This is a genomic window from Leptospira fainei serovar Hurstbridge str. BUT 6 (assembly GCF_000306235.2).
Taxonomy (GTDB): Bacteria; Spirochaetota; Leptospiria; order Leptospirales; family Leptospiraceae; genus Leptospira_B; species Leptospira_B fainei.
Genome location: NZ_AKWZ02000010.1, coordinates 510,624 through 533,412 on the forward strand (window position 1 = coordinate 510,624; position 22,789 = coordinate 533,412).

The 22,789-nt window shown below is 42.9% G+C and carries 20 protein-coding genes and 1 tRNA gene; 7 read left to right on the forward strand and 14 right to left on the reverse strand.

The genetic code is table 11. The annotated features are described in order from the left end of the window. On the reverse strand, positions 1 to 1,629 hold the full coding sequence (locus tag LEP1GSC058_RS11485) for a TolC family protein (protein ID WP_016550003.1): 1,629 nt from the start codon (positions 1,627 to 1,629) through the stop codon (positions 1 to 3). Positions 1,630 to 2,123: 494 nt separating this feature from the next. Continuing rightward, entirely contained in the window at positions 2,124 to 5,117 is a 2,994-nt protein-coding gene (locus LEP1GSC058_RS11490; RefSeq protein ID WP_232224728.1) for an Lcl domain-containing protein, read from the reverse strand. 658 nt (positions 5,118 to 5,775) lie between these two features. Here LEP1GSC058_RS11490 and LEP1GSC058_RS11495 point away from each other — a divergent pair. Further along, the gene (locus LEP1GSC058_RS11495; protein ID WP_016550522.1) at positions 5,776 to 7,620 is read left to right on the forward strand and encodes an OmpA family protein; all 1,845 of its coding nucleotides are present in this window, start codon (positions 5,776 to 5,778) and stop codon (positions 7,618 to 7,620) included. A gap of 186 nt (positions 7,621 to 7,806) precedes the next feature. On the opposite strand, the gene LEP1GSC058_RS11500 is transcribed toward LEP1GSC058_RS11495, so the two are convergent. After that, positions 7,807 to 8,625 (reverse strand): acyl-CoA thioesterase, encoded by an 819-nt coding sequence (locus LEP1GSC058_RS11500; protein ID WP_016550650.1) that lies wholly within the window; start codon positions 8,623 to 8,625, stop codon positions 7,807 to 7,809. A gap of 106 nt (positions 8,626 to 8,731) precedes the next feature. Between LEP1GSC058_RS11500 and LEP1GSC058_RS11505 the strand changes: the two genes are divergently transcribed. Then, positions 8,732 to 9,349 (forward strand): TetR/AcrR family transcriptional regulator, encoded by a 618-nt coding sequence (locus LEP1GSC058_RS11505; protein ID WP_051133822.1) that lies wholly within the window; start codon positions 8,732 to 8,734, stop codon positions 9,347 to 9,349. Here the strand turns inward: LEP1GSC058_RS11505 and LEP1GSC058_RS11510 are convergent. Next, positions 9,332 to 9,823: a MarR family winged helix-turn-helix transcriptional regulator gene (locus LEP1GSC058_RS11510; RefSeq protein WP_016549874.1), complete on the reverse strand. Its 492-nt coding sequence runs from the start codon at positions 9,821 to 9,823 to the stop codon at positions 9,332 to 9,334. The two genes, LEP1GSC058_RS11505 and LEP1GSC058_RS11510, sit on opposite strands and share 18 nt — an antisense overlap. A 287-nt stretch (positions 9,824 to 10,110) precedes the next feature. Here LEP1GSC058_RS11510 and LEP1GSC058_RS11515 point away from each other — a divergent pair, with 287 nt between their 5' ends. Next, positions 10,111 to 10,302, forward strand: coding sequence for a hypothetical protein (locus LEP1GSC058_RS11515; RefSeq protein WP_016549659.1), 192 nt, complete (start codon positions 10,111 to 10,113; stop codon positions 10,300 to 10,302). A gap of 86 nt (positions 10,303 to 10,388) precedes the next feature. Here LEP1GSC058_RS11515 and LEP1GSC058_RS11520 read toward each other — a convergent pair whose 3' ends face one another. Beyond that, complete coding sequence (locus tag LEP1GSC058_RS11520; protein WP_039948326.1) at positions 10,389 to 11,087, reverse strand: YwaF family protein; 699 nt, start codon at positions 11,085 to 11,087, stop codon at positions 10,389 to 10,391. A gap of 166 nt (positions 11,088 to 11,253) precedes the next feature. Between LEP1GSC058_RS11520 and LEP1GSC058_RS11525 the strand changes: the two genes are divergently transcribed. After that, complete coding sequence (locus LEP1GSC058_RS11525; protein WP_016549444.1) at positions 11,254 to 12,546, forward strand: UvrD-helicase domain-containing protein; 1,293 nt, start codon at positions 11,254 to 11,256, stop codon at positions 12,544 to 12,546. 60 nt (positions 12,547 to 12,606) lie between these two features. After that, positions 12,607 to 12,906 (forward strand): YciI family protein, encoded by a 300-nt coding sequence (locus LEP1GSC058_RS11530; protein ID WP_016550587.1) that lies wholly within the window; start codon positions 12,607 to 12,609, stop codon positions 12,904 to 12,906. A 101-nt stretch (positions 12,907 to 13,007) separates the two neighbouring features. Here LEP1GSC058_RS11530 and LEP1GSC058_RS11535 read toward each other — a convergent pair whose 3' ends face one another. Next, positions 13,008 to 13,859, reverse strand: coding sequence for a metal-dependent hydrolase (locus tag LEP1GSC058_RS11535; protein ID WP_016549685.1), 852 nt, complete (start codon positions 13,857 to 13,859; stop codon positions 13,008 to 13,010). Between the two features lie 19 nt (positions 13,860 to 13,878). Further along, a complete protein-coding gene (locus LEP1GSC058_RS11540; RefSeq protein ID WP_016550238.1) occupies positions 13,879 to 14,730 on the reverse strand; it encodes a metal-dependent hydrolase in 852 nt (283 codons plus the stop codon). A 286-nt stretch (positions 14,731 to 15,016) separates the two neighbouring features. On the opposite strand from LEP1GSC058_RS11540, the gene LEP1GSC058_RS11545 reads away from it, so the two are divergent. Then, positions 15,017 to 15,093: transfer RNA gene (locus LEP1GSC058_RS11545), tRNA-Val, on the forward strand. A 56-nt stretch (positions 15,094 to 15,149) separates the two neighbouring features. Here LEP1GSC058_RS11545 and LEP1GSC058_RS11550 read toward each other — a convergent pair. Beyond that, on the reverse strand, positions 15,150 to 16,043 hold the full coding sequence (locus LEP1GSC058_RS11550) for a HEAT repeat domain-containing protein (protein WP_016550370.1): 894 nt from the start codon (positions 16,041 to 16,043) through the stop codon (positions 15,150 to 15,152). A 73-nt stretch (positions 16,044 to 16,116) separates the two neighbouring features. Next, entirely contained in the window at positions 16,117 to 16,680 is a 564-nt protein-coding gene (locus tag LEP1GSC058_RS11555) for a polyhydroxyalkanoate synthesis regulator DNA-binding domain-containing protein (RefSeq protein ID WP_039948328.1), read from the reverse strand. A 185-nt stretch (positions 16,681 to 16,865) separates the two neighbouring features. On the opposite strand from LEP1GSC058_RS11555, the gene LEP1GSC058_RS11560 reads away from it, so the two are divergent. Beyond that, a complete protein-coding gene (locus tag LEP1GSC058_RS11560; RefSeq protein WP_016550047.1) occupies positions 16,866 to 17,750 on the forward strand; it encodes a hypothetical protein in 885 nt (294 codons plus the stop codon). Between the two features lie 8 nt (positions 17,751 to 17,758). Here the strand turns inward: LEP1GSC058_RS11560 and LEP1GSC058_RS11565 are convergent, their stop codons facing one another. The 5 genes from LEP1GSC058_RS11565 to LEP1GSC058_RS11590 all read right to left on the reverse strand — a co-directional run bounded on the left by LEP1GSC058_RS11565 (position 17,759) and on the right by LEP1GSC058_RS11590 (position 22,684). Then, positions 17,759 to 18,409: a DsbA family oxidoreductase gene (locus LEP1GSC058_RS11565; protein ID WP_016549521.1), complete on the reverse strand. Its 651-nt coding sequence runs from the start codon at positions 18,407 to 18,409 to the stop codon at positions 17,759 to 17,761. Positions 18,410 to 18,516: 107 nt separating this feature from the next. Beyond that, on the reverse strand, positions 18,517 to 19,287 hold the full coding sequence (locus tag LEP1GSC058_RS11570) for a hypothetical protein (protein ID WP_016550523.1): 771 nt from the start codon (positions 19,285 to 19,287) through the stop codon (positions 18,517 to 18,519). A 71-nt stretch (positions 19,288 to 19,358) separates the two neighbouring features. Further along, positions 19,359 to 19,874, reverse strand: coding sequence for a TlpA family protein disulfide reductase (locus tag LEP1GSC058_RS11575; protein ID WP_016549360.1), 516 nt, complete (start codon positions 19,872 to 19,874; stop codon positions 19,359 to 19,361). Between the two features lie 18 nt (positions 19,875 to 19,892). After that, positions 19,893 to 20,792, reverse strand: a complete 900-nt coding sequence (locus tag LEP1GSC058_RS11580; protein ID WP_016550320.1) for a decaprenyl-phosphate phosphoribosyltransferase — start codon at positions 20,790 to 20,792, stop codon at positions 19,893 to 19,895. 314 nt (positions 20,793 to 21,106) lie between these two features. Continuing rightward, positions 21,107 to 22,684: a potassium transporter TrkG gene (locus LEP1GSC058_RS11590; RefSeq protein WP_016550500.1), complete on the reverse strand. Its 1,578-nt coding sequence runs from the start codon at positions 22,682 to 22,684 to the stop codon at positions 21,107 to 21,109. Positions 22,685 to 22,789 lie beyond the last annotated feature (105 nt).

Here is a 22,789-nt window from a genome sequence, read left to right on the forward strand (position 1 = left end):
TTACGGAACGGAAGACTCCATTGCAGCTGCGCTTTTTGGATCGCGATTGAATAATAACGCCGCTATGAGAGAATTCCCCTTACCTTTTTCATATCTGATTATCTTTTTATTATTTAAATCTATGTTAGCCGCAAATGACATTTCATAGCAGCTGATAATATACCCGACTAGAGAATCCGTGAGTTCTTGTTGCGATTTGAGGAATTCAAGTTCGGAGCTTAGATTTTCTTCTTTCCGGAATTGTCCGGCGCTGAGTTTCGCGTTGCTGATTTTTAACGTCTCCCAATTTAACAAAACGCTAGAATTAGCGATTTTCATCATTTCCCAGGATTCCGTTACTTTATCCAGACTCTTTTGAACTTCCAAACCGACCTGATTTTCCAGGTTTTTATAATTCATCAACGCTTCCGTTAACTGAACTTCCCCTTCCAAAATCTTTCGCGAGTACGAGAGGTTATCGAAAAACTGAATCCGACTAGATTCATACCCGTTGATACCGGGGCCAACAGTCTGATTTCCAAAACCCGGATAAGTTTGAATACCGGTTCCGTCTTTCTGAACACCCAAATTCCCGTTTGATTGAACTACGTTGCTACCAAGCGGAAGCACCAAATTAAAATTAACTCCGTAAATTTCGTGTTTTAGAGGAAAATCATTCCCGTTCTTACCGGCGTAGCCCCCCAAATAAACCTTTGGAATCCAATAATTATCCGCAATTTTCTTTTCGTTCTTCAGCCTTTTGACAATGACTTGGGACTTTTTTATATCCTCGCGAGTATTAATGGCTTTAATGACGGCCTCTTCTGTATCGAATCGCGGAACATCTATGATAAAATCGGTAAATAGATTTTCTTCTAATTCAAGATCTATGTGAAAGTCAAGGGAAAGTATCTGTTTCAGATCCAAGATCGACTGATTGTATTCGTTTTTATATTTCAAAAAAGTGAATTGAGATTGTTTAACCTTATTGGAAACTTCTGTGAGTTGTATTTTAGAGATCAACCCTTGGGTAAACTCCGCTTTAGCTTTTTTTAAAGCCTCTTCCATTTTCTCTACGGATTTTCTTCCTAAAAGAATCTTTCCCTTAGCGGCGAGCGACTTCAAATAAGCCTTTTGAATATCTAACTTCAATTTGGCCGCGTTGATCTTGAAATCTTGCTCGTTCAAGGTTTCGTTTAGCCTGGCGATTTCTACCTGCAGACCGGCTTCACCTCCGTCAAAAACGAGCTGCTGGACCGTTAAGCGAACGTCATTGTATAAATTATCCAAAGAGCCAACGTTCGTATTCCTGAGTCCCATATACTGGACACCTACTTTCGGGAGAAATTCTCTCCACTTTTCGGTAATTACCAACTTAGTGATTTCTTTTTTAGATTCAAGTGTCCGCAACAGTACGTTATTCGTAGTACCGATTAAAATCGCTCTATCTAGACTCAATGGAATTTTAGTTCTAGATCCGTACGTTTTTAAAGATTGAGGGTCGATGGATTGTGGGCGAAATAGAATTATAAGTGCTATAATTAATAAAAGGAACTTAGAGCCGATGAACGAAATGGTCCGCCTAAGATCAATCGAAGCAGTAGCGACTTTAGCTTTGGCTACTAATCGTTTTCTAATGAATCCAGCCATTCCTTATCGCTTCCTTTAACTCTTGATTCCCAAGACGAAAATTTCTTATAACTTCGCTGAATATTCCCAAATTCTCTTCAGCCGAAAATTGGAATCTCCAATCGATACAAACCGCATTTATTTTCATTTTTCAACGCCAGGAGCGAATGTAATCACTCGTACTTGCTGCATTTGGTGCCGGATATATGTCACTAAGGATAAAAGTGTAGCCATTCAAATATATATTGCAATTTCTGCTATATCGCTTGCGCATTGAATCCATTTAGACCGATTTGATCAAAATGTTTCATTGATCACAAATTTTTGATCCTCTTGATGTAAACTTTCGAAATCATATGCAAAATCTGCAAACCAATTTCTCAACTCAGTACTTATTTTAATGTGATAAACGAAGCGATGCAAAGTGACTTAATATTTCCCGCAGTTTATAACGGAGTAAGAAAAATAAGCTATTATTACTTAATGAATAATTCGCTTCCTTTAAACTTAACCGATCAGTTCGTTACACAACGAACATAATACGTACTTCCTTTGGAAGTAAACGGATTCATTTGGCCGTTATTAAAGTAAACGTACCAAGCATTAGAGGGCGATTGTGCATAAGAAGTCGAAGTCCAGTAGTAGGAAGAAACTGTCGCTGGAAAGGTAATTGAATCGATCGAAGGATTACTTTTGGAATAATCAGCGATTGATCGGAGTTCGTTAACGTTGGGCAATCTCCATGTTTTTCCGGCGGTCGTCAGGGCATTGCATCGATTTAAAGCGTTTTGCCAAGTATATGTAGTCGCCGTTCCGCTAGAACAATTTGAACCACTTAAACCTGCCGTACATAATTCCCAAATCAATCCGGTTCCATTATCCGTAACGAATCCTCCTCCCGAATTTACTGAAAATGTATGGGATGTCGCGTTTGAATTTTGAGCCGATACGCACATGATGGCATTTGAATTCGGTTTCGTAACGGGAGAAATGGAGCCGTCAGACAAATTAACGATCCAAGAGAAATACGGATTACTAAAATTTCCGGTTCCTGTCCAAAGATTTACCCAATAATTGCTAGCTTGGCCGCTTGTCGGATTCGTGAATGCGCTAGTGTCTAAGGCGGGACTAACTCCGGAGCCGTATTTCAGAATAGTTGCCAATTCGGCCAAAGTTGGCAATCTCCATGTATTAATCCCGGCATAAGAACTTGAATTTAAAGAAGCGCAAGCGTTTAGGGCTGAGTATTTCGTTGGGGTTCCGCTAGTGTCGACGGAATAAGTCCAAGGTCCGATTGGGGTCGCACTTTTTGTGCAAGCTCCCGTGTGAATTTCCCAGTCCATTTGACAAGTCTTCCAAATTAATCCCGTGGAAGAATCCGTCGTAATAGAAGTGTTCGCCGTCGTCGTAACTTGGTAGCTTCTAGCGGTTCCAGTTTGCAGAGCGCCGTCCTGTCCCGTACTACTGCAAGGAACCGGATTCCCGTTTACGTCCCAGCAAGCCCCCTGACCTGTCGTTAAAATTCCGAATTTATTCGGGCTCGGAGCGGTGGTAAAAGTAATCTGAGCGGCGGTCGCCAGCGCATTCCCCGCTACGTCCGTTAAACTTGATGCTGGAATCGTAACTTGAATCTTTGTATTTTCAGGAAATGAGATCCATGACAAATCGATTTGAAGAGTGGTGCCTGAATTTAACCAAGTAAAGTTGGCAGTTACGTCCGCGCAATTTAGAGAGGTACCGTCATATATGTCGGCTTCAAAATAAACGGTACCAGACTGAGAAGCAGGGCAGGCATTTAAATAAGAAGAAGGTAATTGCGATGCGTTCGTATTCATACTTTCGCTAAAAACGATCGAAATCCTGGAACTGGAACTGGCAACCCCTAGTGAATTATTTGATGGAGTCGAAGATTGAATGGTAGGAAGGATACCGTCTTTAACGATTGTAGTACTCAAGCTTCCATACTGAGGCGCCAAACTTGCGTTTGCCACGCAGATAAGCACCGAATTATTTCCGTTTGAAAAATTCGAATTATTAAGCACGGATACTATCGGGGTTCCTGCCGTTGCATTACCACCAACATTAGTACCTGTAGCTAACGTTCCTCCGGACGTACAATTCGAAGTCCCAATTAAAATTTGATATGTACCTGCGAGATCCGATTGCCAAGTAATCGTCATTGTCGAACTTACCGAAGCATTGATCGACTTGCTCGAAGGTGAGTATGAGTTAGCTGTTATTGTGGCTACGGCAGAATTGATAGTATAAGTGCTTGTCCCGACTGAAGAAAGATTACCTGCAGCATCCCTCGCGAGATATTTTAGCGTCGTCGTTCCCGAGGTTAAGGAAACGGGCGAATTTGAATAAGCTAAACCGTTTCCTACTACGCCTGTAATCGGATCGATAAACGGTGTGGATCCGTCCGTCGTATAAACTATCGTACAAGAGCTGGAATCGACACAAGCAAAAGATATATTCTGCGGGGAGGTTCCGAACGTACCAGCTCCCGGATTCAAGTTAATGGAAGGAGGAGTATCGTCGCGACTTATATTGAAGGAAAGAAATCCCGTTAACCCGGCCGTTACACAGAGATACATAGAATTTAATCCGACAGTAAGCTGATTCGCTAAAATCGACGATGTGATCGGAGTGTTCGCGGTTACGCTACCCGAACTAATGACAGTGCCGTCTGAACATCCGGTCGCATTTTGTCTTAAACTATAAGTTCCAGTTTGGTTTGATTGCCATGATAAACTGGCGGAATTAAGGGTTCCAACATTAATGCTGATGCTCGAAGAACTCAATGCACTAGTTATCGTTACGTTAGGTATATTATGATTTACTTGATATACGGCCGTATGAATCGTCGATTCGGAATTCCCTGCTAAATCGCGACAAAAATATTTAACCGTATAGGTCCCATCTCCCGCACTGCCGATCGTAAAACTCGTTGCGGCAGGATCCATTACCTTACCGATCAAAGGAATAAAGTTAGGAACCGTTCCGTCGAGAGTATAGATAATATTACCGGGTGCAATATTATCCGAACAAACTACAGTTACCGTTCTACTACCGCCATAAATTCCCGGATTAGGCGAAATCACGCTACTGGGAGAAACTACGTCGGACGCAACCGAAGAAAGAATTAAATTATCGGGAACTCCATCACCATTCGTATCATATCCTTGGCCAGGAAAAACTATAACTTGATTTCCGGTACAAGCTCCGCCGGTCCGCAACGTAACGACCCCTTGGGTAGTGCACAAGAAATAGTCCGGATTACCATCCCCATTGACATCGACTGCATAGGGATTTCCTGCAGAATTATATAAGATGATGAGTACGGGAATTCCTGAACCCTGTAAGGCGATTCCCACTGCCGTCCCGGCATTGCTTGGATCGACGACGGTTCCTAAGGCTTGCGGCCCCGCATTTCCATTCAAATTTATTGTTTGGCCGACCGAGAACGGGTTAGAATTCGGGTGGGCCGAAAAAAGCTGGCTAAGCACGGACAAAATAGCCTGGCTTGTATCTTCCGAAGCTTTGCAGTTAAGACTAAAGAAAAGGAAAAAAAGGGAAATAAGAGATAGGAATAAACATCGGATTCCCGTAGTTCTAGGAGAAAAATTCGATTGTCTATTGAATGATAAAAATCCCAAAACCGAACCCAACTTTACTGGATAGCACAATCCAGTGATAAGCAGAACATCCATATTAGATCGGTTCTTTGCAACAAAAAATGACAAAAAAAGACATCAGGTTTCATCATTTTGCATTTTTCCCGAATTGAACATTAAAAAACAGCGAATTAGCCACGCCCTCTGTGAAAGTTCTTATGTCCCAAACCTAGTCTAAGCTATATTCTCTGGATGTCTAGAAACGGACTAGCTACATATTAATTCCCGTTTAGCGAGATGTTCTAACCAAGCCAGTTCGAAGTTTATCTTACTATGCTAAAAAATTGCGAAATTTTCCGATTCCAAAAGACGCCAAATTGACGTAGAAATCAATCCTACTGTCCCCAAAACAAGACTCTCGAATCTACCATTCCCGAACCCAATTCCATCAAAAAGCGTCCCACCCAAAATCCCGTTTCATAAATCGAAAGGAAAAGAAATTCTTTTCAGAACAATGGATCTAAATAAAATTCCCAAAGAGGAAAATGGTATGAAGTTCAGGGCATGGGGGTACTATACTTTAGTTCTTTTCTCCTGTTTTTTTTCGATTGGGGCGGAGGAGAAAATAGTAGAGGGAAAGCTTCTACAGTTCGGAAAGCTCATCCATTCCGGTGAAGACTTTATCCAAATCGAATCCAACGATCTCGCGCCGGAACTTTCAAAATACCAACAGCATACCATCCGACTTTTATGCGAAATGAAAGATCAGCATTGCATGCCATTGCGTTTCGATCTATCTCCTTTTGCCGAAGAGACCGGTATTCATCCTTGGACGTTAAAAAAAATTCCCGACTACGTAAGTCGAAATCAATATTCGATAAACCCGACAGTAACTCCCGACGGGCGCTATTTATTTTGGACCGTATTTCGGCCCCAAGGAAGGCACGGAACTCAAAAAATTTGGTACGCGGAAAAGGACGAAAAGGGTTTCTGGAAAGACGGAAAGGAAATGCCCTACCCTTTAAATAACGATATGCCGTCAGCCGTATTATCCGCTTTGCCCGGTGGAAACGAACTTTATGTCTTTGGAAGTTACGATGAAGAAGAACAAAGAAAGAAACTCGATGAAGAATTGGAACTTAAAAGAAAAGAAATATACCGGGATATCGACAACGACCCGAATGTTTCCGCAAAACTCGATGCGGTAGAAAAAGAGCATCGGAAAAAAAAAGAGGCTTTGGCCAAGCGCGTTCCTTTATACAAAAGCTTTCGCGAAAATGGCACATGGTCGGTTCCCAAAATAATAGATTTTCCCGGCTTTTATAATAACTATCGAAAAAGCAGTAACCCTTCTCAGGAAGTCTTTGGCGGTTCCACATTGTCTTCCTCCGGTAGAGTCATGATCTTCTCGGTTCAACGGGAAGATTCGGTCGGAAAACTCGATTTGTATATTAGCTTCCAAAAGGAAGACGGCACTTATTCGTTCGGGCAAAGTCTTGGAAATTCGATCAATACGGAAAAGGAAGAAATGGCCCCCTTTCTCGCAAGCGACGATCGAACTCTTTATTTTTCCAGCGACGGCCATCAAGGCATCTCGATATATGTGACTCGCAGAATAGGGAACGATTGGACTCAATGGACTAAGCCGATGGAAGTTTCGGAAAATTTGAAAGGCGTTAATTTTTTCTCGATCCCCGCCAACAGTAAATGGGCTTACGTCAGCAAAGATGGAAAATTATATATGGCGTATCTACCTAAGGATTTCCGTCCGAATTCCGTCGTCGTAGTAAACGGAAAAGTATCTGATGAAAACGGAAATCCGATTTCCGCCGAAATACATTACGAATCTTTAACTAATTTCAAGGAACTCGGCGTCGCAAAAAGCGACCCTAAAACGGGAACTTTCAGCCTAGTACTCCCTTACGGTGAGAAATACGGATTTTTTGCGAAGAAGGAAGGATTTCTTACCGTCTCTCGAAACTTGAATTTAGGAATTTCATCCGATCAGGAAAAAGTCGACGTCGAGTTCGTGTTACCTTCCATTGCGATCGGCCGACAAATTCAACTGAATAATTTATTCTTCGAAACTAAAAAATTCGAAATTTCGAAAGAGTCCGAACCGGAACTGAATCGACTTGCGGAATTATTGAAGTCGAATTCGAATTTAAAAATTCTTGTGGAAGGACATACCGACAACGTAGGTAAAAAATCGGACAATCAAATTCTTTCCGAAAATCGGGCAAATGCTATCTCGGAATATCTTAAAGTGAAACACGGAATCAACCAAGATCGAGTGCAGACCAAAGGTTACGGAGATTCTCAACCGATTTCGTCCAACGAAACCCCGGAAGGTCGACAAAAAAACCGGCGAGTCGTTTTCCAAATTATAGAATAATCGATCTTAACTAAATCATGGCGTCGTTTGCGATTGCAAAAGAAAGTCGTAGAACGACCCGTTTGTTTCGAACCCTAACCGAATTGCACGATCTTAATCGAAAATTCTACCTAGTTCGATAAACGAACTTTTCATGAATTCGCTTAAACTAAGGATAAACGCACAATAGACAAACCGCCCGAGGGTCTATTCGTTCAAGAGAAACTTATTAAATTCTTCTTCCGAAAAGCGGTAAGGACGCTTTGAATGAAGATTCATAAAAAGACCGTAAAAATTTCCGCGACATACGTGAACGTTTCCGTTTTCCCTAAAAATATCCTGAACGATGACCAGCCGGTTCTTTTCCCCTCTTTCAAATCTAGTTCGAACTGAAATCGTCTCCGGAAAATGAAGGGAATCGAAATATTCGATGGTTGCCTTATAAATTACGGGCCCAATTCCATCTTTATTCATTTTATTTAAATCGATTCCCACCTTCCAGAATGACTTAATTCTCGCATCGTCAAAATAATACTGCAAGGCGGAAAGAAACGGATGATTTTCCGGACTCATGTCCGTCCATCGAATATCGATACTGTGATCGAAGTATTTAATCGCTTCGTATCCCGGCGATCGTGACTTCTTTTCAGGATCGACGGATCTAAATCTAGCGACGGCCACAAGCACGTTGTCGGATTGCCGATACATCTCTTGAACGATCTCAAATTTGGCCGTCTTAGATTGCGGCAGAAAAGTTACGATTCTTGCCGAATTCGGATGCCGCAGCTCCGCTTTATATTCCAGAGACACGGATCCGAATGGAGACGGCAATTTTTCGGAATTATTGCCGGAAAACCAATCTTCGTCCGACTCGGAAATCGCCGCAATACGCGCTTCCTCGAAATAGCTTTGGTAGGTTCCGTTATTGACATGTCCGTTTGCGTCCAAATCGACGCGGCGAACCTGAACATCAAACACATGCGTGCGGAGATTGCTTGTTTCTCGCAAAATTTCTAGAGTTTCCATAAATGCCTCCGAACCGAGTAGACTAACTTGTCTACCCACAGGGATACCATAAAACAGGTAGACAAATCTGTCTACCTGTTTTATGGTCGAGATCGGGTATTTTAATATGGATGATAAAACGAAGCCGTCGTCTTCGACGTATAGTTCGGCGCGAGACAGAATTATGTCGGCGGCTTTGCAACTTTTCTATACAAAGGGATATCCGAACACTGGAATCAATGAAATTCTAGAAACTGCGGGTTCTTTCAAGAAAACTCTCTATATCCACTTTCCGTCCAAAAGAGATTTAGGAAAGTCTTATCTGTCTCTTCAGGAAGCGTCCATCTTGTCCCTCGTTGAAAGAATTATGAAGAGGGAAAGAATATATTCAAAATTTATTAAGTCTTGGATTAGAGTCGTAAAGCGGGGTATTAAAACATACTATCAATTCGGCTGTCCGATTGCGAACTTTGCCAATCAAACTCACGAAGACGATGAATTTCGAAACTTAACGACCGATTTTATCCATCGATGGCAAAAACTTTTCGAAAATTACCTTTCGGAAATAAGAACTCGAAATAGAAACAAGGCGACGCGTGAACAAATTCGAGACGTGGCGGAAACGATTCTATTGTACTACCAAGGAGCAATGCAATTATACGGAATGAGCGGAGATGTGAAATACCTGAATAAATTGGAAAAGCAACTTTTAAAACTCAAAGATGAGTTAGGATCGTTTGCCTAATTTCAATTTTTTAACGTGATCCATCTGCTCGAATTGAGCCGCTCTTGATTCTATCAAGAATTGTTGAATGACTTTCAATTCTTCGACGGTATACTTTGAAAGCAGTCTTTTACCTACTTCGAAGAACGGCCCCCAAATCATTCCCACATTGTTTTCTCCTTTTTTTGTGGGCTCCAAAAGGATTCCACGCCTATCGTTCGGATCCGGCACTCTTTTCGCGTAGCCGGCTTTCTCAATTCGATCTAAGGCGGTCGTCATCGCACCTCGAGTCAAACCGGTGATTCTAGCAATCTCGCCGGCCGATACCGATCCGTTCTTAAAGATGATTGCCAGACATTTTAAATCCGTGCGATTCAATCCTAGAACCTCGGCAGCTGCATCGTCAAACGCTTCAGTTGCTTCCTGAAACAGTTGGACGGCTTGACCGATTGCATGAATGTATTCGCTTTTAGTTACTTCTCGATTGGTCATCATTCATTAGCCAATAATGCTCATTGAGACGGTTCCCCTCGAGTTTTCTCAACCTTTTATTTTTTAAAGAAAAATATCCTCGGTCCTGTTCCCCATACTTTTCTTAAAACCGATAAATTTTAGCAAAAAAAGAGTTGACTATCTCTCAGAATGTTTGATTTCCATATAGTTAGATTTTATTACTATTTACATATCTAACTATATGGAAATCGGTCCGATGGAAATTCTATAGCTCTCGGCCATTATGAATAGGAAGTAAAATACGATGATTGACAAAGGAGATTAAAACGATGGAAGAAAGCGATGAAATGAAATACGCCGAGATGTTCAGCAAATGGTACAGTTGGGGGTCCCCGGTCGGTCTGGGAATTTTCTTTATCAGCCTCGCGATTTCAACGATGCTGATTTGCACCGCCGTTAAGAAGCTGATGGAAGTCGGCCAAAAAGGATTCGAGATCGAACAGAAAATTAATAAAGAATAATATACCTTTTTTGGCGCCTTAAGAAGCCGACATTCCGCCTTTCTGGAGCGGAATGTCGACGACTATCCCGAATCGGACCTGCGGAGTTAATTTGAGTCGTCAGCCTTATTTTTAAAATAGAATGGAAGATAAAGGATGCAAAACAAGGCCGATCCGATAATTTGCATATTGACCACATAAACAGGCCAGCTACCTAGATGATCGATCAACGATGGATTGTTTGGCTTCTCCATTAAATAACCGTAATTTGTCTTAAACGAATAATCGATGAGTATTGCTGATAGAAAATACGTTTGAGAGATAAGGATCACACGGGGAACCGCCCATCGTTGGGGATATAGCTTTAGGCCTAAGACCACATACAGCGCACCGATAACTAATCCGGAATGAGCGATAAAAAATATGAAAAAATAAATGTGCGGAAAGGAAACTTGTAAATCCGGAGTGACTACGCCGTTGATTGAACCGGCTAAAACCCAAAAATAAGATAGTTCTGCCATCATTTTATTCCGCGTCAAAAGAGCGATGCATGTGACGATTATCGCCCAATCGCAAAATTCCATCGGAAGATCATATCGAATGTCCCAGTAACCTAAGTTGATTCTGTAGGCGACGTAAACGGCGTAATTCAGGATTAGAATCGACGCAATGAACTGCCCAATCCTCTTCGGAAGCGAGCTATTAGAAGTTCTCCTCGCCATATAAACCAAAACCGCCAAAACAAGGAAAGTTCCGAATAAGACAAAAATATGCGTGATCGACCAATGCTCAAACCGAGATTCCAAACCGGCCCCCTAAATTATATTTTTCTAATTACCAATGCGCAATATCGCGCATATGAATTTTTTATCCGCTCCATAAGATGCGTTTCAAAAAAGAAAGTCGTTCGATACGCTCCTACAGAAGAAAATCCGACGATCAAGAGAATGAAACGTTTACACGTACATTCAAATGCAAAGATCGAAATTCAATACCGCTCAGCAACAGATTATAAGGGATACTTCTCAATACATTCAAGTAATAGCCGCAGCCGGATCCGGAAAAACGAGCACCATGGTCGGCTATGTGGAAAGGTGCATTTCGGAGGGAACTGCTCCACAAGAAATTCTTGTACTTAGTTTTACGAGAAAGGCCGCGGGGGAAATCAAGCACAGAATTCAAATCAATACCGGACAAAAGGGAGTTCGAGTTCATACCTTTCACTCCTTTTGTTTTCAATCTCTGGCAAGATATCATCCGGATTTTCGGAGAAAGACGCCCCGCATTTTACTGCCATCGGAACGAAACGCTTTTTTTCGAAACTGGTTTCGGAAAGACCCGTCTCTGATCGGCGGAATTCCGTACGAGTTGCTTACGAATGCTTCCGCTCTACCTGAGGAATTTCCGAAAGATTGGTTACCGATATTGCATACTGAATACGCTAAGTTCAAGAAAGATCAGGGTAAGGTGGATTTCGACGACCTTGTCGCCATATTTCTGCAGGCTTTAGAAACGAAAGAAACCTGGACGGAAGCCCCTAGATCCTTTCTTAGAAGAATCTTGGTCGACGAATTCCAAGATACGAATCAGGAACAGTTAACATTCCTAAAGCTTTTATCCGACACCGCTTCAATTTTAGTCGTGGGCGACGACTCACAAAGCATATATTCTTTCCGAGGCTCGAACGTTCGATTATTTCTTGATTACCCTAAGCTCTTTCAGGGAACTCATCAGCATGCGCTAATTACCAACTACCGTTCTCTACCGAAAATCGTGGAAATCTCCGCAATTCCGATTGAGAAAAATAAAAGTAAAATCCCGAAGCTTGTACAAGCTCATCGTTCGGGAAAAGCGTTAGTAGGCCGCGTTATGATAAACAAAATCAGCGATCTTTTTCCCTTTCTGGGTCAAGCGTATCGATTCAGTCGAGGTGAATTAAAAATTCTCTGCCGCTCCAATCACCGCATCAGAGAATATGTACGTGCTGGCGTTCCGGAAGAACTTCTAATGACCATTCATGCGTCGAAAGGTCTTGAATTTCATACCGTTTTTGTGGATATCGCCGACGGTTGGAACGTAAAACGTAACTCTCCGCAAGAAATCCTGGAAGAAGAGCACCGAATCCTCTATGTGGCATTGTCTCGGGCCAAAGACAGCTTAGTAATAATTGGATCCGCTAGAAATTCCGAGAAGGAGACCGCCGAAGATCTTTTCTTCTCCTATTTTGCAAAAGCCCTTCCGACATGGAAAAAACCTCCAAGATAAACGCGTCTTATACTTTGCATTTATCGAACGTAATAAAATTTTGGATCGAGGATAGAGTTAATGAAATTTTTCTTAATCGAGTTACTATATACCGTTCCCCTGGAAAAAATCGACGGGGCAGTCGTCGAGCACCGTAATTTTTTACAAACCTTATACGACAAAGGAATTCTGCTTCTCTCTGGCCCTAAGGAGCCTCGGGTCGGAGGATTGATCGTAGGAAAGTCAAAATCTTTGCAGGAAATCCAAGATATTTTCCGGAATGATCCGTTTCAAAAATACGATTTTGCAAACTACAAATTCACCGAATTTTCTCCGGTAAAACACCAAGCATATATCGCTGATTGGATCGGACAAAAATAGAACGCTGCTACTGATGATTCGTTACGTTTCCGGAAACTAAAAAAACCGACCTCCCGCTCAGTAATGAGCGGGAAGAGCGGAGCAAGTGGATTGGATGGGTGCTAAATGGTCGCTAACGCAGCGTTAGCAAGTTCGTAACCGCCGGTTTGATCCGGGTGAAAACTCGGTTTGAAATAAAGAAGCGCCATGGCTGCAAGCGCCGGATACAATACCCGCCCTTGGGGACGCGCACCGTTTAAATCCTTGAAGTATTTGCGGAATCCGACTTTCTTATCCGCGAGTAAAAACCAATGCTGTAGGAAAATCGAATATCCCCAGAATATAGCCGACGCGATCAAGAAGCCGAAAATCCTTAACGTGTAACTTTTGGACACCGTTTGCAGGACATCGTAAGCCACCGATTTGTGCTCGATCTCTTCGCAGGCGTGCCAAAGAAGTAGATTGCGCATCTCGCCTTCGGCATAATCATAAAGCCGGTTTCTCAAAACGACCTCGCCCATACTCGCGGTATAATGTTCCAGTCCCGCGGTGACTGAAAGCTTCAATTTTTTTCCGAAAAAAAACTCTAATACGGGCAATAGAATACCGAAAGCGGTTTTAATGTAAAACTTTAACATGGCTTTGACGGGACGACCTTGGGCTTCTAGGATTTCAAGAGCCTTCTCATGCTCTTTTCCGTGTTGAACTTCTTGCCCGATGAAAGCTTTAACTCTATTTTGCAGTCCTGGGTCCTTTACTTGATCTGCGAAAGCCTTTACGCTTTTAATAAAGAATCTTTCCCCTTCGGGAAAGAGGATATGATAAGCGTTTACGTTATGCGTTAAATAAGAATTGTCGGCCACATAGTGATCGGATACGTTTTCAAGGCCGACGAAATCCATTTTGCGAACCGACGGCGATTTTGCGTCGATCGGCTTTAAATTTCTCTTTTTAGCTGTTGTTTCATTATTCATTCTCTTCACCAAATTTAAATTATATAGTTGCTAATGCCGCGTTCGCTAATTCGTATCCGCCGGTCTGATCAGGATGAAAATCCCGTCTAAAATAAATCAGAAACGCTTTGGAAATATCTTTCCAGAGTAATGCGGCGTAAGGACCCGCATTTTTCATATCTGCAAAATATCTTTTGAAACCGATCGCAGGATCCGACAAAATAAACAAATGCTGTATTATAATTGCGTAACCCCAAAACATAAATGTCGCGATGATAAAACCGAAAGCCCTTAAAAGATAGCTTTTGGATACTGTCTGCAATACGTCGTAAGCAACCGATTTATGTTCGATTTCTTCGCAAGCATGCCAGAGAAGAAGGTTTCTCATTTCACCTTCGGCTTGATCGTGTAGGTGATGACGTAACGAAATTTCACCCATAGTAGCAGTATAATGCTCCAACCCTGCTGTTACGGAGAGCTTCAGTTTTTTTCCAAAAAGAAACTCCAGGATAGGCCAGATGAATCCATATGCTGTCTTTACGTAAAATTTCAGAATCTTACCGACCGGATACCCCTTCTTCTCCAGCATCTCTAAAGCCTTCTCGTGCTCCTTACCGTGCTGCACTTCCTGTCCAATGAATGCTTTGATATTGTTCTGAAGCTTCGGGTCCTGGACTTTATCAGCGAAAGCTTTTACGCTTTTAATAAAGAATCTTTCACCTTCCGGAAAAATAATATGATACGCGTTTACGGTATGAGTAATATACGAATTCCCGGCAATATAATGGTTGGAAAGTTGATCCAAACCCTCGAAATCCATTTTACGCACGCTCGGCGCTTGCGCATTGATCGGCTTTAAATCTTTCTTTTCACGTTTCGTTTGGACGGTCATAGGTGTCTCCCAGTCAGCACGTCGACTTTTGTAGCGGTTACTATAACCTAAGTTCGGAATGGCCGCACGCCGATCTCGGAAAATCCTGGCTAATTCCGAAATCGGTAAGGATTATTGGGATTTTTTTCCCGGAATCGGAAGATACCCGGAGGAAAGAATGAATAGCTCAGGGCAAGAATTTGGAATTGCAAAAGAGGGGAATTGAAAGAGCGAGAAGGGAAGCAATGAGAATCTTAAGGCTAAAAGGCTTTACGGCAATGAATACGGCAAAATACTGGTCGCTACCGGGGGATTAGCTCAGCTGGTTAGAGCGCTACCTTGACATGGTAGAGGTCACTGGTTCGATCCCAGTATCTCCCACCACCCCGCAAAATTTTCTTCAGTCGGCTATCTAAAGCGAAAGCCGACTTTTCTCGAGTTTACTTTCCGCTTTGCTCGGTGAACATAAAACTAGTAGCGGGCATCTTAAATCCGATCACATTCGCTAAGTCCTTCTTAATTTGTTCACGAACTATCGGCTCGTGCTCGACGAGCAAAGCCTCTCGGAGGGAAAATTCTCCCGCTTTCAAATCCACTTCTCCGACTGCCATCGAGGCTCTATAACGGACCATCGGTGATTCATCCTTTAAAAAGGAACAGAGATCATAGAATCTTTGATTCGCAATTCTATTGATGGAAACGATTGCGTTCAAAATGGCGACTTTCGCGAATGAATTTTTTTCTTTATCCAGCGCTGCATTTAGCTGGGTTAGAGTTTCCTTTCGATTCAAATTTTTCAATCCGTCGGCCGCCGATGCGCGAACGTAGAAATTCGGATGACTCAATCCGGAAACAATAGTGTCTTCGCTTTCCTTTAAGTATGGAAGAAGTCCGATACTTCTAAGCACTTCTCCCACGGAAATCGTTAGGTTATATCCTTCGGGGGAGCTGAAACTCGGAATATCCATTTCCTGGACAAGAGGGGAGATTCGTTTGAATTCATCCATAAGTCCGGGAGCGGCGATATCCGATTCCATCGCTCCCAACGCTTGAGCAACGGCGAATTTAAGCGTAGGGGAATTCTCCTCCGATTTAGGAACTTTCGGATTCCCTTTTAGAGCATTCAAAAGAGGTCGGACCGCAAGTTTGCTTTTAACGAATTTTAGGTAATCGGCGGCCTGGATTTTTTCCTCCAGGGTCCCACTTTCTAAATTATGAACTTGTTCGAAGAATAGTTTATCCAGTTTATCATGGATGGGTTCCTTCGCCGAAACTGCTGAGGAAACGAGTAAAAAAATACCTAGGAATAGGTTCGAAATTCTGGAAACGGTCATGGCCCCCCCTTTCCCCTAAAATATCGGTTTTCGGGTCCCCCGTCTTAACCCGGAAGGGCCTAAGAAAGAAGAATCAGAGAGAGTCCTTGTCTCGAACCCTTTCCGCGATCTTCCGAATTTTCTCCGAGAAGTCCTCAACCGCCAATTCCTTTTCACCGCTTTCTTCCAATTCCCGACCCACTTTTTTGAGATCTTCTTGGATTTGCTCGCGGTTTTCGCTGGCTCTTTGGGCCAAGTGCGTGAGAAGGTCCTCTCTATAACTTTTGACTTCTTCCAGTTTTAATTCTCCTAAAGCTACCATGCTTTGGAGAATTTTATCCATTTTTTCTCTTGTAAGATATGCGAGTCCGATTCCGCCCAGAACCAATCGCCCGAACAATGCGCTGATATTTTTACCCGTCTCACGGATTAACGCAGAAAGCATATAGTTGGAAAATTCTTCGTTCCTCTGTCCGAGGCTGACTTTTAGGAACGTCTGGCCTAGGATTTTCGGCGTAATATCCCGGCCGGTCATGTTATCGATCACCTTGATTTCACTTCCCGCGATAATCATTTCTGCGACATCTTCCAAGGTGATGGTTTTGCTAGTCTCGGGGTCGTACAACCTGCGGTTTGCGTATCGTTTGAGTACCTTCATTCGGGCGTTTGCCTTTGCTTCGAAAAATCCGAGACCGATGCGCTGGATCCAGAGCCGAATAAAGAGGGGTCCGTTTTTTGTTTCGGATTGCCTTTCTAGTTGCGGGTTTTTCGCAACGCACCAATTCTAGGATCGGGTTAAAATCCCCAAGGTCAAGGAAAAAACCCGTTCTATTCCAAGCAGGCATGAATCTACTCTCCGATGTTTTACTTCTAAGACGACTCACTCCGGAAGAGCGGGAATTTTTGTTAGCCCTCCTCAAGTGGAAAGGAATTTCATCTTTCGAATGGGTGACATCTTCGGGTTTTCCTTCCGTTTCAAAAGACACATTAATCTGGAAGATAGACGCGCAACCGGAAGACGTTGCGCAGACGAAAGATTGGTCGCGCGAAGCTTGTTTACTTGGAAGGTTTGATCAGGAAGAAAAGAACGCTTTTTTGAGAGCCGGAACGAATCGAATTTACGATTTAACGATTTTCCCCTTGGATGAATTTCCGATATTTCGCCCGAATAAGCCGGTTCATCCTGAAGCGATTCTATTAACGCAGAACGAAAATTTATATTATAGATATAGATCTCTATTTAGGGCGTCCGGGTCGAATGCATATTGGTGTAGAGATATTTTCGGACTTCCGAATCTTTTAAAAGAAACGAAACCGGGATTATTGATCCTGGATGCGGAATCGTTCGAAGCGAGAGAATTAATCGAGAAGCTTCGTCCCGTTTTAGGTGTTCCGTACTTTCCGCTTAGTTTTTGTTTAATCGATTTCGGAAGAGAAAACGTTTACCAAGACCTTGCCAGAGGTTTAAAGGATTTAGCAAAATCATTCTTCGATCCTAAAGATCTGTTGCTTTTTATCCGAGATCGTTTGGCTTTAAAGTCGATCTGCGAAGAATCCGGGTACCAGGCCATCGCTTGGGGGGGAACTCCACGGAATATCCGAGAATACGAATTCCCCAATATTCCGAAAATATCCGATGATAACAGCCAATCCGTTCTTAATGGGAGGATCCGTAGAATGTTTCTCTGGCTGGGAGAAGGCGCAATTCGAGGAGATTCTTCCACATAAAACTGCGATTAAACTCCTTCAGATTGTAAACGATCGAATACTTCTAAAAATAGTTCGGAAGGCTGGGCTCCCGAGACCGCATATTTCTCGTTAAAAATATAAAATGGAACTCCGGTAACTCCCATGTTCCTGCCTTCGATCTCCTCTTTTTCAATTTCCGATAATAATAACTTATCTTCTTTTACCGAGGACAATTCCGTATCCGGAACGCCCGCCTCTCGAAGAGCTTCCAAGAGGACCGATTCGTCCGACAAATTTTTTCCATCCGAAAAAAAGTTTCGGAAGAATATTTCGGCAAGCTTAGATTCCTTGCCGTATCCCCTTGCCTTGCGGATCAAAGCGTGGAGAATAAAGGTGTTAGGTTGATGACCTTTATCTAAATTAGAAAAAAATAAACCATCTTCCTTAGCTATATCCGTGACTCTTCCGGTCATCGAACGAATTCTTTCCAAAGAGCCGAATTTTTTAACCATATGAGCTTCGCGGTCTTCTCCGGCCGGAGAAATATCCGGGTTCAATTCAAACGGTTTCCAATTAACTTGGATCGTATCGTCAGGGTGCTTGACCTTCCATTGTTCGATGGCGTTCTCTAATCGTTTTTTCCCGATATAACACCAAGGACACACTACATCCGAATAAATTGAAATTTCAGTTTTCAAGAAAAATGTCTCCTGTAACCGTTAGACTTACAAGAAGGTTTAGAATTGCATTCTTTTTTCTTCCAAGGATGGAACGAATTCGTAAAAAATAATCCGCAAGGTAAATTCTACTCTTCTTCTAAAAGTTCGTCGGCTTCCAAATCTTCAAGGCCTCGATGAGGAAAGGCCTGCTCGTAAAACAAAGCGGAAAATAGGTTGAAATCTTCGTCTTCCGGTAAGTTCTTTTTTTCCCAGTATTCATTCCGACGCTTGATCAATACCGAAATTGTTTCATCTTCGAGAGAAAACGCTTTTCCACCTTGATTGAGTCGACGAACCAACCAATTCAGATTATGCAAAGTAAACGATCCTAAAAATTCCAATGCGGCTAAGGACGGTTCGCGTTTCATCAATGCTTCGGTATGATACAAGGGAATTCGTAAATAATAAGGATCCTTCGTTTGCATGTACTGCTGATATCCCGAAGAAACGGATTCGAAAAATTGCAGCGTGTTGACGTATGAAGTATTTATTAATTTTTCTTTTTCAGGATAGGAACGGATAATTTCCATCAAATCAATGAAACTATCTTTCTGTATCGCTTCTCTTAATATCGCATCTTGAGGAGCCGGCCTCGGCTCCACGTCGATCAACTTTACGAAAAGATATTTTATTTCGTACGCGAATCTAGACTCTCTCGGTATATAATATTCGATCCAAATAGGCTCCTTATAATATTGGATCAACTCTTCCGTCGGAAGATCAGGAGTGACGCTTAACGATTTGAGTTTTTTTACGTCGTCAGTGATTACTTTTTTCCCGCCGACTCTCGTCCGGGAACGTTTAATTTGACGGAGCTCGCTTTTATTGAGTAGAGGTTTTGGCTTGTACGAGTCCATTTTAGAATCCTATCGGAATCGGGGGCTCAGTAATTCAGAGTCGACTTACGATATTCCATTAGATTCGACGATTAAGGCCAAAAGATTTTCGCCCAGATTAATCGGAGAAAAATGCCGAAAGGGCTCATTATACCGGATTCCGCAAAACGAACGCTTCCATTTCCGTCCAAAATATAAAAACTAGGATATCCGCCGATACTCCAATCTCTGAGAAGAATCGGATTCCCGGGGATAACGGGAAAATCGATCGATTTTTTTTGGATAAAATCGTTTAAAGCGATCGGGTTTTCACCTTCTTCAACGCTTAAAAATGTGAAACCGGATCTTTCCTTTAACACCGAAGCATACCACTTAACAAGCGGAAGATTGGTAGTACATACGCTACACCAAGTCGCCCAAAAATAAACGACCGTCGTTTTACCTTTTATTTCGGCCTTCTTTCCTTCCGGAATACGAAACTCCATTCCTTCCAAACTTAGCACGGGCTTAGTGTCTAACGCTCTAAACCAGGCTAAAAAAAACGTGGCAAAAAGGAGCAACGCGAGCGCCGCACCGTATTGAAAAGCACTCTTTGTTTTCGCGTTCATCTGTTGTTTAGACTCGACTTAAAGGTGAATGGGTAAGCTTTGACCGGGCCCGGAATACATTATCCAAACCACCAAGAGGAGCCAAATGAACCCGGCCACCAACACCCCCAAATCCGTCAAAATGGCTCTCGTAGGATTGTGGCCCATATTCTTTATGTAAATGATGTAAAGAGAGCGAAAGATGGCGTATACTACGATCGGGATCGTATACACCATCTTATCCGTTCCGAGATTTTCGATCGTAGTCGGACTAGTCACATACATTACGTACGTCACTAGGGTCATCGTTGCGACGATTCCCATCATCAAATCGAGAAAGTTTACCGAATATTCTTCTAAAATCTTTCGGTGTCCGATTGCACCGTCTTCAAGAATGATAAGTTCTCCTCTTCTTTTTCCGAAACCCCAGTAAAGAGCCAACATAAAAGTACAGAGTAAAAGCCAGGACGAAAAGCTGACTCCGACTACGACGGAACCGGCCACTGCTCGAACGACAAACCCGATAGAAATGCTCATCACGTCCAAGATCACCATGTGCTTAAGAAAACGACTATAGATGACATTGAAAACCAAGTAGAACGTAACTAGATAAAAGAATTCAGGTTGTAAACGAAACGATAAGACGAGGGTCCCGGAAAGTAGGATTGCCGTCAGAAAGAGAGCGACCGTAGGCGTAATGGCGCCCGAAGCCAATGGCCGATGTTTTTTTTCCGGATGCAAGGCGTCTTCCTTTCGGTCCAGAAAATCGTTAATTACATACTGACAACTTGCAGTGAGTGAAAATAGGAAGAATGCAGCGATCGCACGCTCGACGGATTCTAGTTCTCCGAGTTTTTTGCCAAAAATAATCCCCGCAAAGAGAATAATATTCTTAACCCATTGATGAGGACGTAGTAGCTTGATGTAAGGGACTAGCATTCTGGCTCCAAGGAGAAATGTCGTTCGTGAAGGACAGGATGTTGTTCTTCGCAAGAGTTTCAATTAAAAACTGAACCCAAACTACCGGTATTAACTATGATAACGATCCTCTGATCGTTAGTCTCGAAATTGAAGGAAGGGATTAACTTAAGTAACGTTCCCGCGAAGGGCAGGAACTCCTACAAAGAAATCCGAGAGAAAAAACGCTTTTCAATAGGTGACAAATCGGATAAGGAGCCCGGGTACCGCCGCTTCGCTCCGGCCCCCACCCAGGAAGGGCGGGGATTAAAATCCCTAGCCGAATACCGAATCGATCATCCTACTTGAATCTTGATGCCGTCGTCCTTCGAGCCGAGGCTACCCAGACCCGAATGTCCCGTAAAGGCGATTAAAAGAGTAAATACTCCCACCCGCCCTACATACATTATGCAAGGGTAAAAGAATTTTTCCAATCCCGTAATATAAGGCGTCAAACCCTTCGTTAAGCCTACCGTGCCGAAGGCCGACATTACCTCGAAAAAGATATCCTCGATTCCGTGTCTATGCTCGTTCGTAACGGTGATCACTAACATAAAAAATACGATGGCGATTGTCGCTAGAAAGTAGATTCGAGTGGAAATTGCGACCGAGTTCTTGGAAACTTCTTCGCCCATTATCGTTACCCTTGCCTGAGGGTTTATTACGTTTCTCAAATACATTAAGAGAATTACGAAAGTTGTAATTTTGATCCCTCCGGTCGCTCCCTGAGGCCCTCCCCCCACGAACATCAAGGAGCAAAGAAGTACATAAGTCGGGCTTCTAATTTCCGAAAGGTCGAACGTGTTGAATCCCGCCGTCCTGGAAGAAACGGAAAGAAAGAACGAGTTGAATAATTTATCCATGAAACCGAATTTTCCGATCGTATCCGGATTATCCCATTCCGCGAAAAGAATCCCCAAACCTCCGACGTGAACCAATATTAAGGATCCATAAAGAATCACTTTCATCTGAATGCGGTTCGACTCCCCGTGAAGGGCTTCTCGATAAAGGCTCAGGCGATCCTCTGCCCAGAAAGACAGGCGGATCAAGAGTAGGTAAATCCAGGAAGGCTCCTTCCCTTCTTCCAGCGCCCGGGACATTAAGTACGTCTCCATCGCGACTTCGACGCGATTCATAATCTTGCGAAATGTTTCCAACAACGTCTTCTCGAAGAAGATGATAACGGGAAACCCGATGCCTCCCATCACTATCAACCCTTGTATGATGATAAGACACACCGGTTCGCCTGCAAGAAAAGTGATATCGTCTACTATCGAAAACCCTGCGTTATTAAAAGCGGATACGGCCGTGAATAAACTTAGGAAAACCCGATTCGGATCGCCGGGTAATTCGCTTAAATTTTTTGGCATGGACAGATAAAGCAAGAATGCGCCCAGCAATTCCAGCGAAATGGAAATATTAACGATCGAAAGCAATATTCTTCTTACATAATGCGCTTTTTTGGAAGATTTTTCCGTTCCGTCTTCGGATTCATGCGAATCGATCGCCTCGAAAACGAAGGATGCGATTCGGGTACTCCGAGATAAACCTCTGACGACTAGTATTCCGACAAGTACCGTAAAGGTGATGATCCCCAATCCGCCGATCTGGATCAGAAACATCATAATCACCTGAGTAGAAAATGCCAATTCGCTGACGGAAACGGTAGTCAATCCCGTGACGCAGATAGCCGAAGCTGCGAGGTAAAACGAGTCTGGATAACCGAGTCTGCCCGACTCGGAAGCATAAATCATAAACGAGCCGAGCAGGATCGCCGCGGCAAAGGCTAAACATAGGATTCTTGCAACCGAAAGCAGTAGAAATGCCCGGGCGATCCGATTGATGTTTCTCTTAAAAAATTTAATCGACTGCATGGGGTGAGGGAAACCCTCTTCCGAAGGGATATTTTTTTTAAATAAGCAACACAGGCAATGAAAAACCCGATTCCGGAGTCCGAAGAAGGGATTCGGTTAAGAATA

Coding starts and splice junctions, on each gene's coding strand:
- LEP1GSC058_RS11570 (WP_016550523.1), bottom strand. CDS start 19,287: ATGGACTCGTACAAGCCAAAACCTCTACTCAATAAAAGCGAGCTCCGT.
- LEP1GSC058_RS11525 (WP_016549444.1), top strand. CDS start 11,254: ATGCAAAGATCGAAATTCAATACCGCTCAGCAACAGATTATAAGGGAT.
- LEP1GSC058_RS11555 (WP_039948328.1), bottom strand. CDS start 16,680: ATGAAGGTACTCAAACGATACGCAAACCGCAGGTTGTACGACCCCGAG.
- LEP1GSC058_RS11560 (WP_016550047.1), top strand. CDS start 16,866: ATGAATCTACTCTCCGATGTTTTACTTCTAAGACGACTCACTCCGGAA.
- LEP1GSC058_RS11550 (WP_016550370.1), bottom strand. CDS start 16,043: ATGACCGTTTCCAGAATTTCGAACCTATTCCTAGGTATTTTTTTACTC.
- LEP1GSC058_RS11505 (WP_051133822.1), top strand. CDS start 8,732: ATGGATGATAAAACGAAGCCGTCGTCTTCGACGTATAGTTCGGCGCGA.
- LEP1GSC058_RS11530 (WP_016550587.1), top strand. CDS start 12,607: ATGAAATTTTTCTTAATCGAGTTACTATATACCGTTCCCCTGGAAAAA.
- LEP1GSC058_RS11485 (WP_016550003.1), bottom strand. CDS start 1,629: ATGGCTGGATTCATTAGAAAACGATTAGTAGCCAAAGCTAAAGTCGCT.
- LEP1GSC058_RS11515 (WP_016549659.1), top strand. CDS start 10,111: ATGGAAGAAAGCGATGAAATGAAATACGCCGAGATGTTCAGCAAATGG.
- LEP1GSC058_RS11500 (WP_016550650.1), bottom strand. CDS start 8,625: ATGGAAACTCTAGAAATTTTGCGAGAAACAAGCAATCTCCGCACGCAT.
- LEP1GSC058_RS11540 (WP_016550238.1), bottom strand. CDS start 14,730: ATGACCGTCCAAACGAAACGTGAAAAGAAAGATTTAAAGCCGATCAAT.
- LEP1GSC058_RS11510 (WP_016549874.1), bottom strand. CDS start 9,823: ATGATGACCAATCGAGAAGTAACTAAAAGCGAATACATTCATGCAATC.
- LEP1GSC058_RS11495 (WP_016550522.1), top strand. CDS start 5,776: ATGAAGTTCAGGGCATGGGGGTACTATACTTTAGTTCTTTTCTCCTGT.
- LEP1GSC058_RS11575 (WP_016549360.1), bottom strand. CDS start 19,874: ATGAACGCGAAAACAAAGAGTGCTTTTCAATACGGTGCGGCGCTCGCG.
- LEP1GSC058_RS11535 (WP_016549685.1), bottom strand. CDS start 13,859: ATGAATAATGAAACAACAGCTAAAAAGAGAAATTTAAAGCCGATCGAC.
- LEP1GSC058_RS11580 (WP_016550320.1), bottom strand. CDS start 20,792: ATGCTAGTCCCTTACATCAAGCTACTACGTCCTCATCAATGGGTTAAG.
- LEP1GSC058_RS11590 (WP_016550500.1), bottom strand. CDS start 22,684: ATGCAGTCGATTAAATTTTTTAAGAGAAACATCAATCGGATCGCCCGG.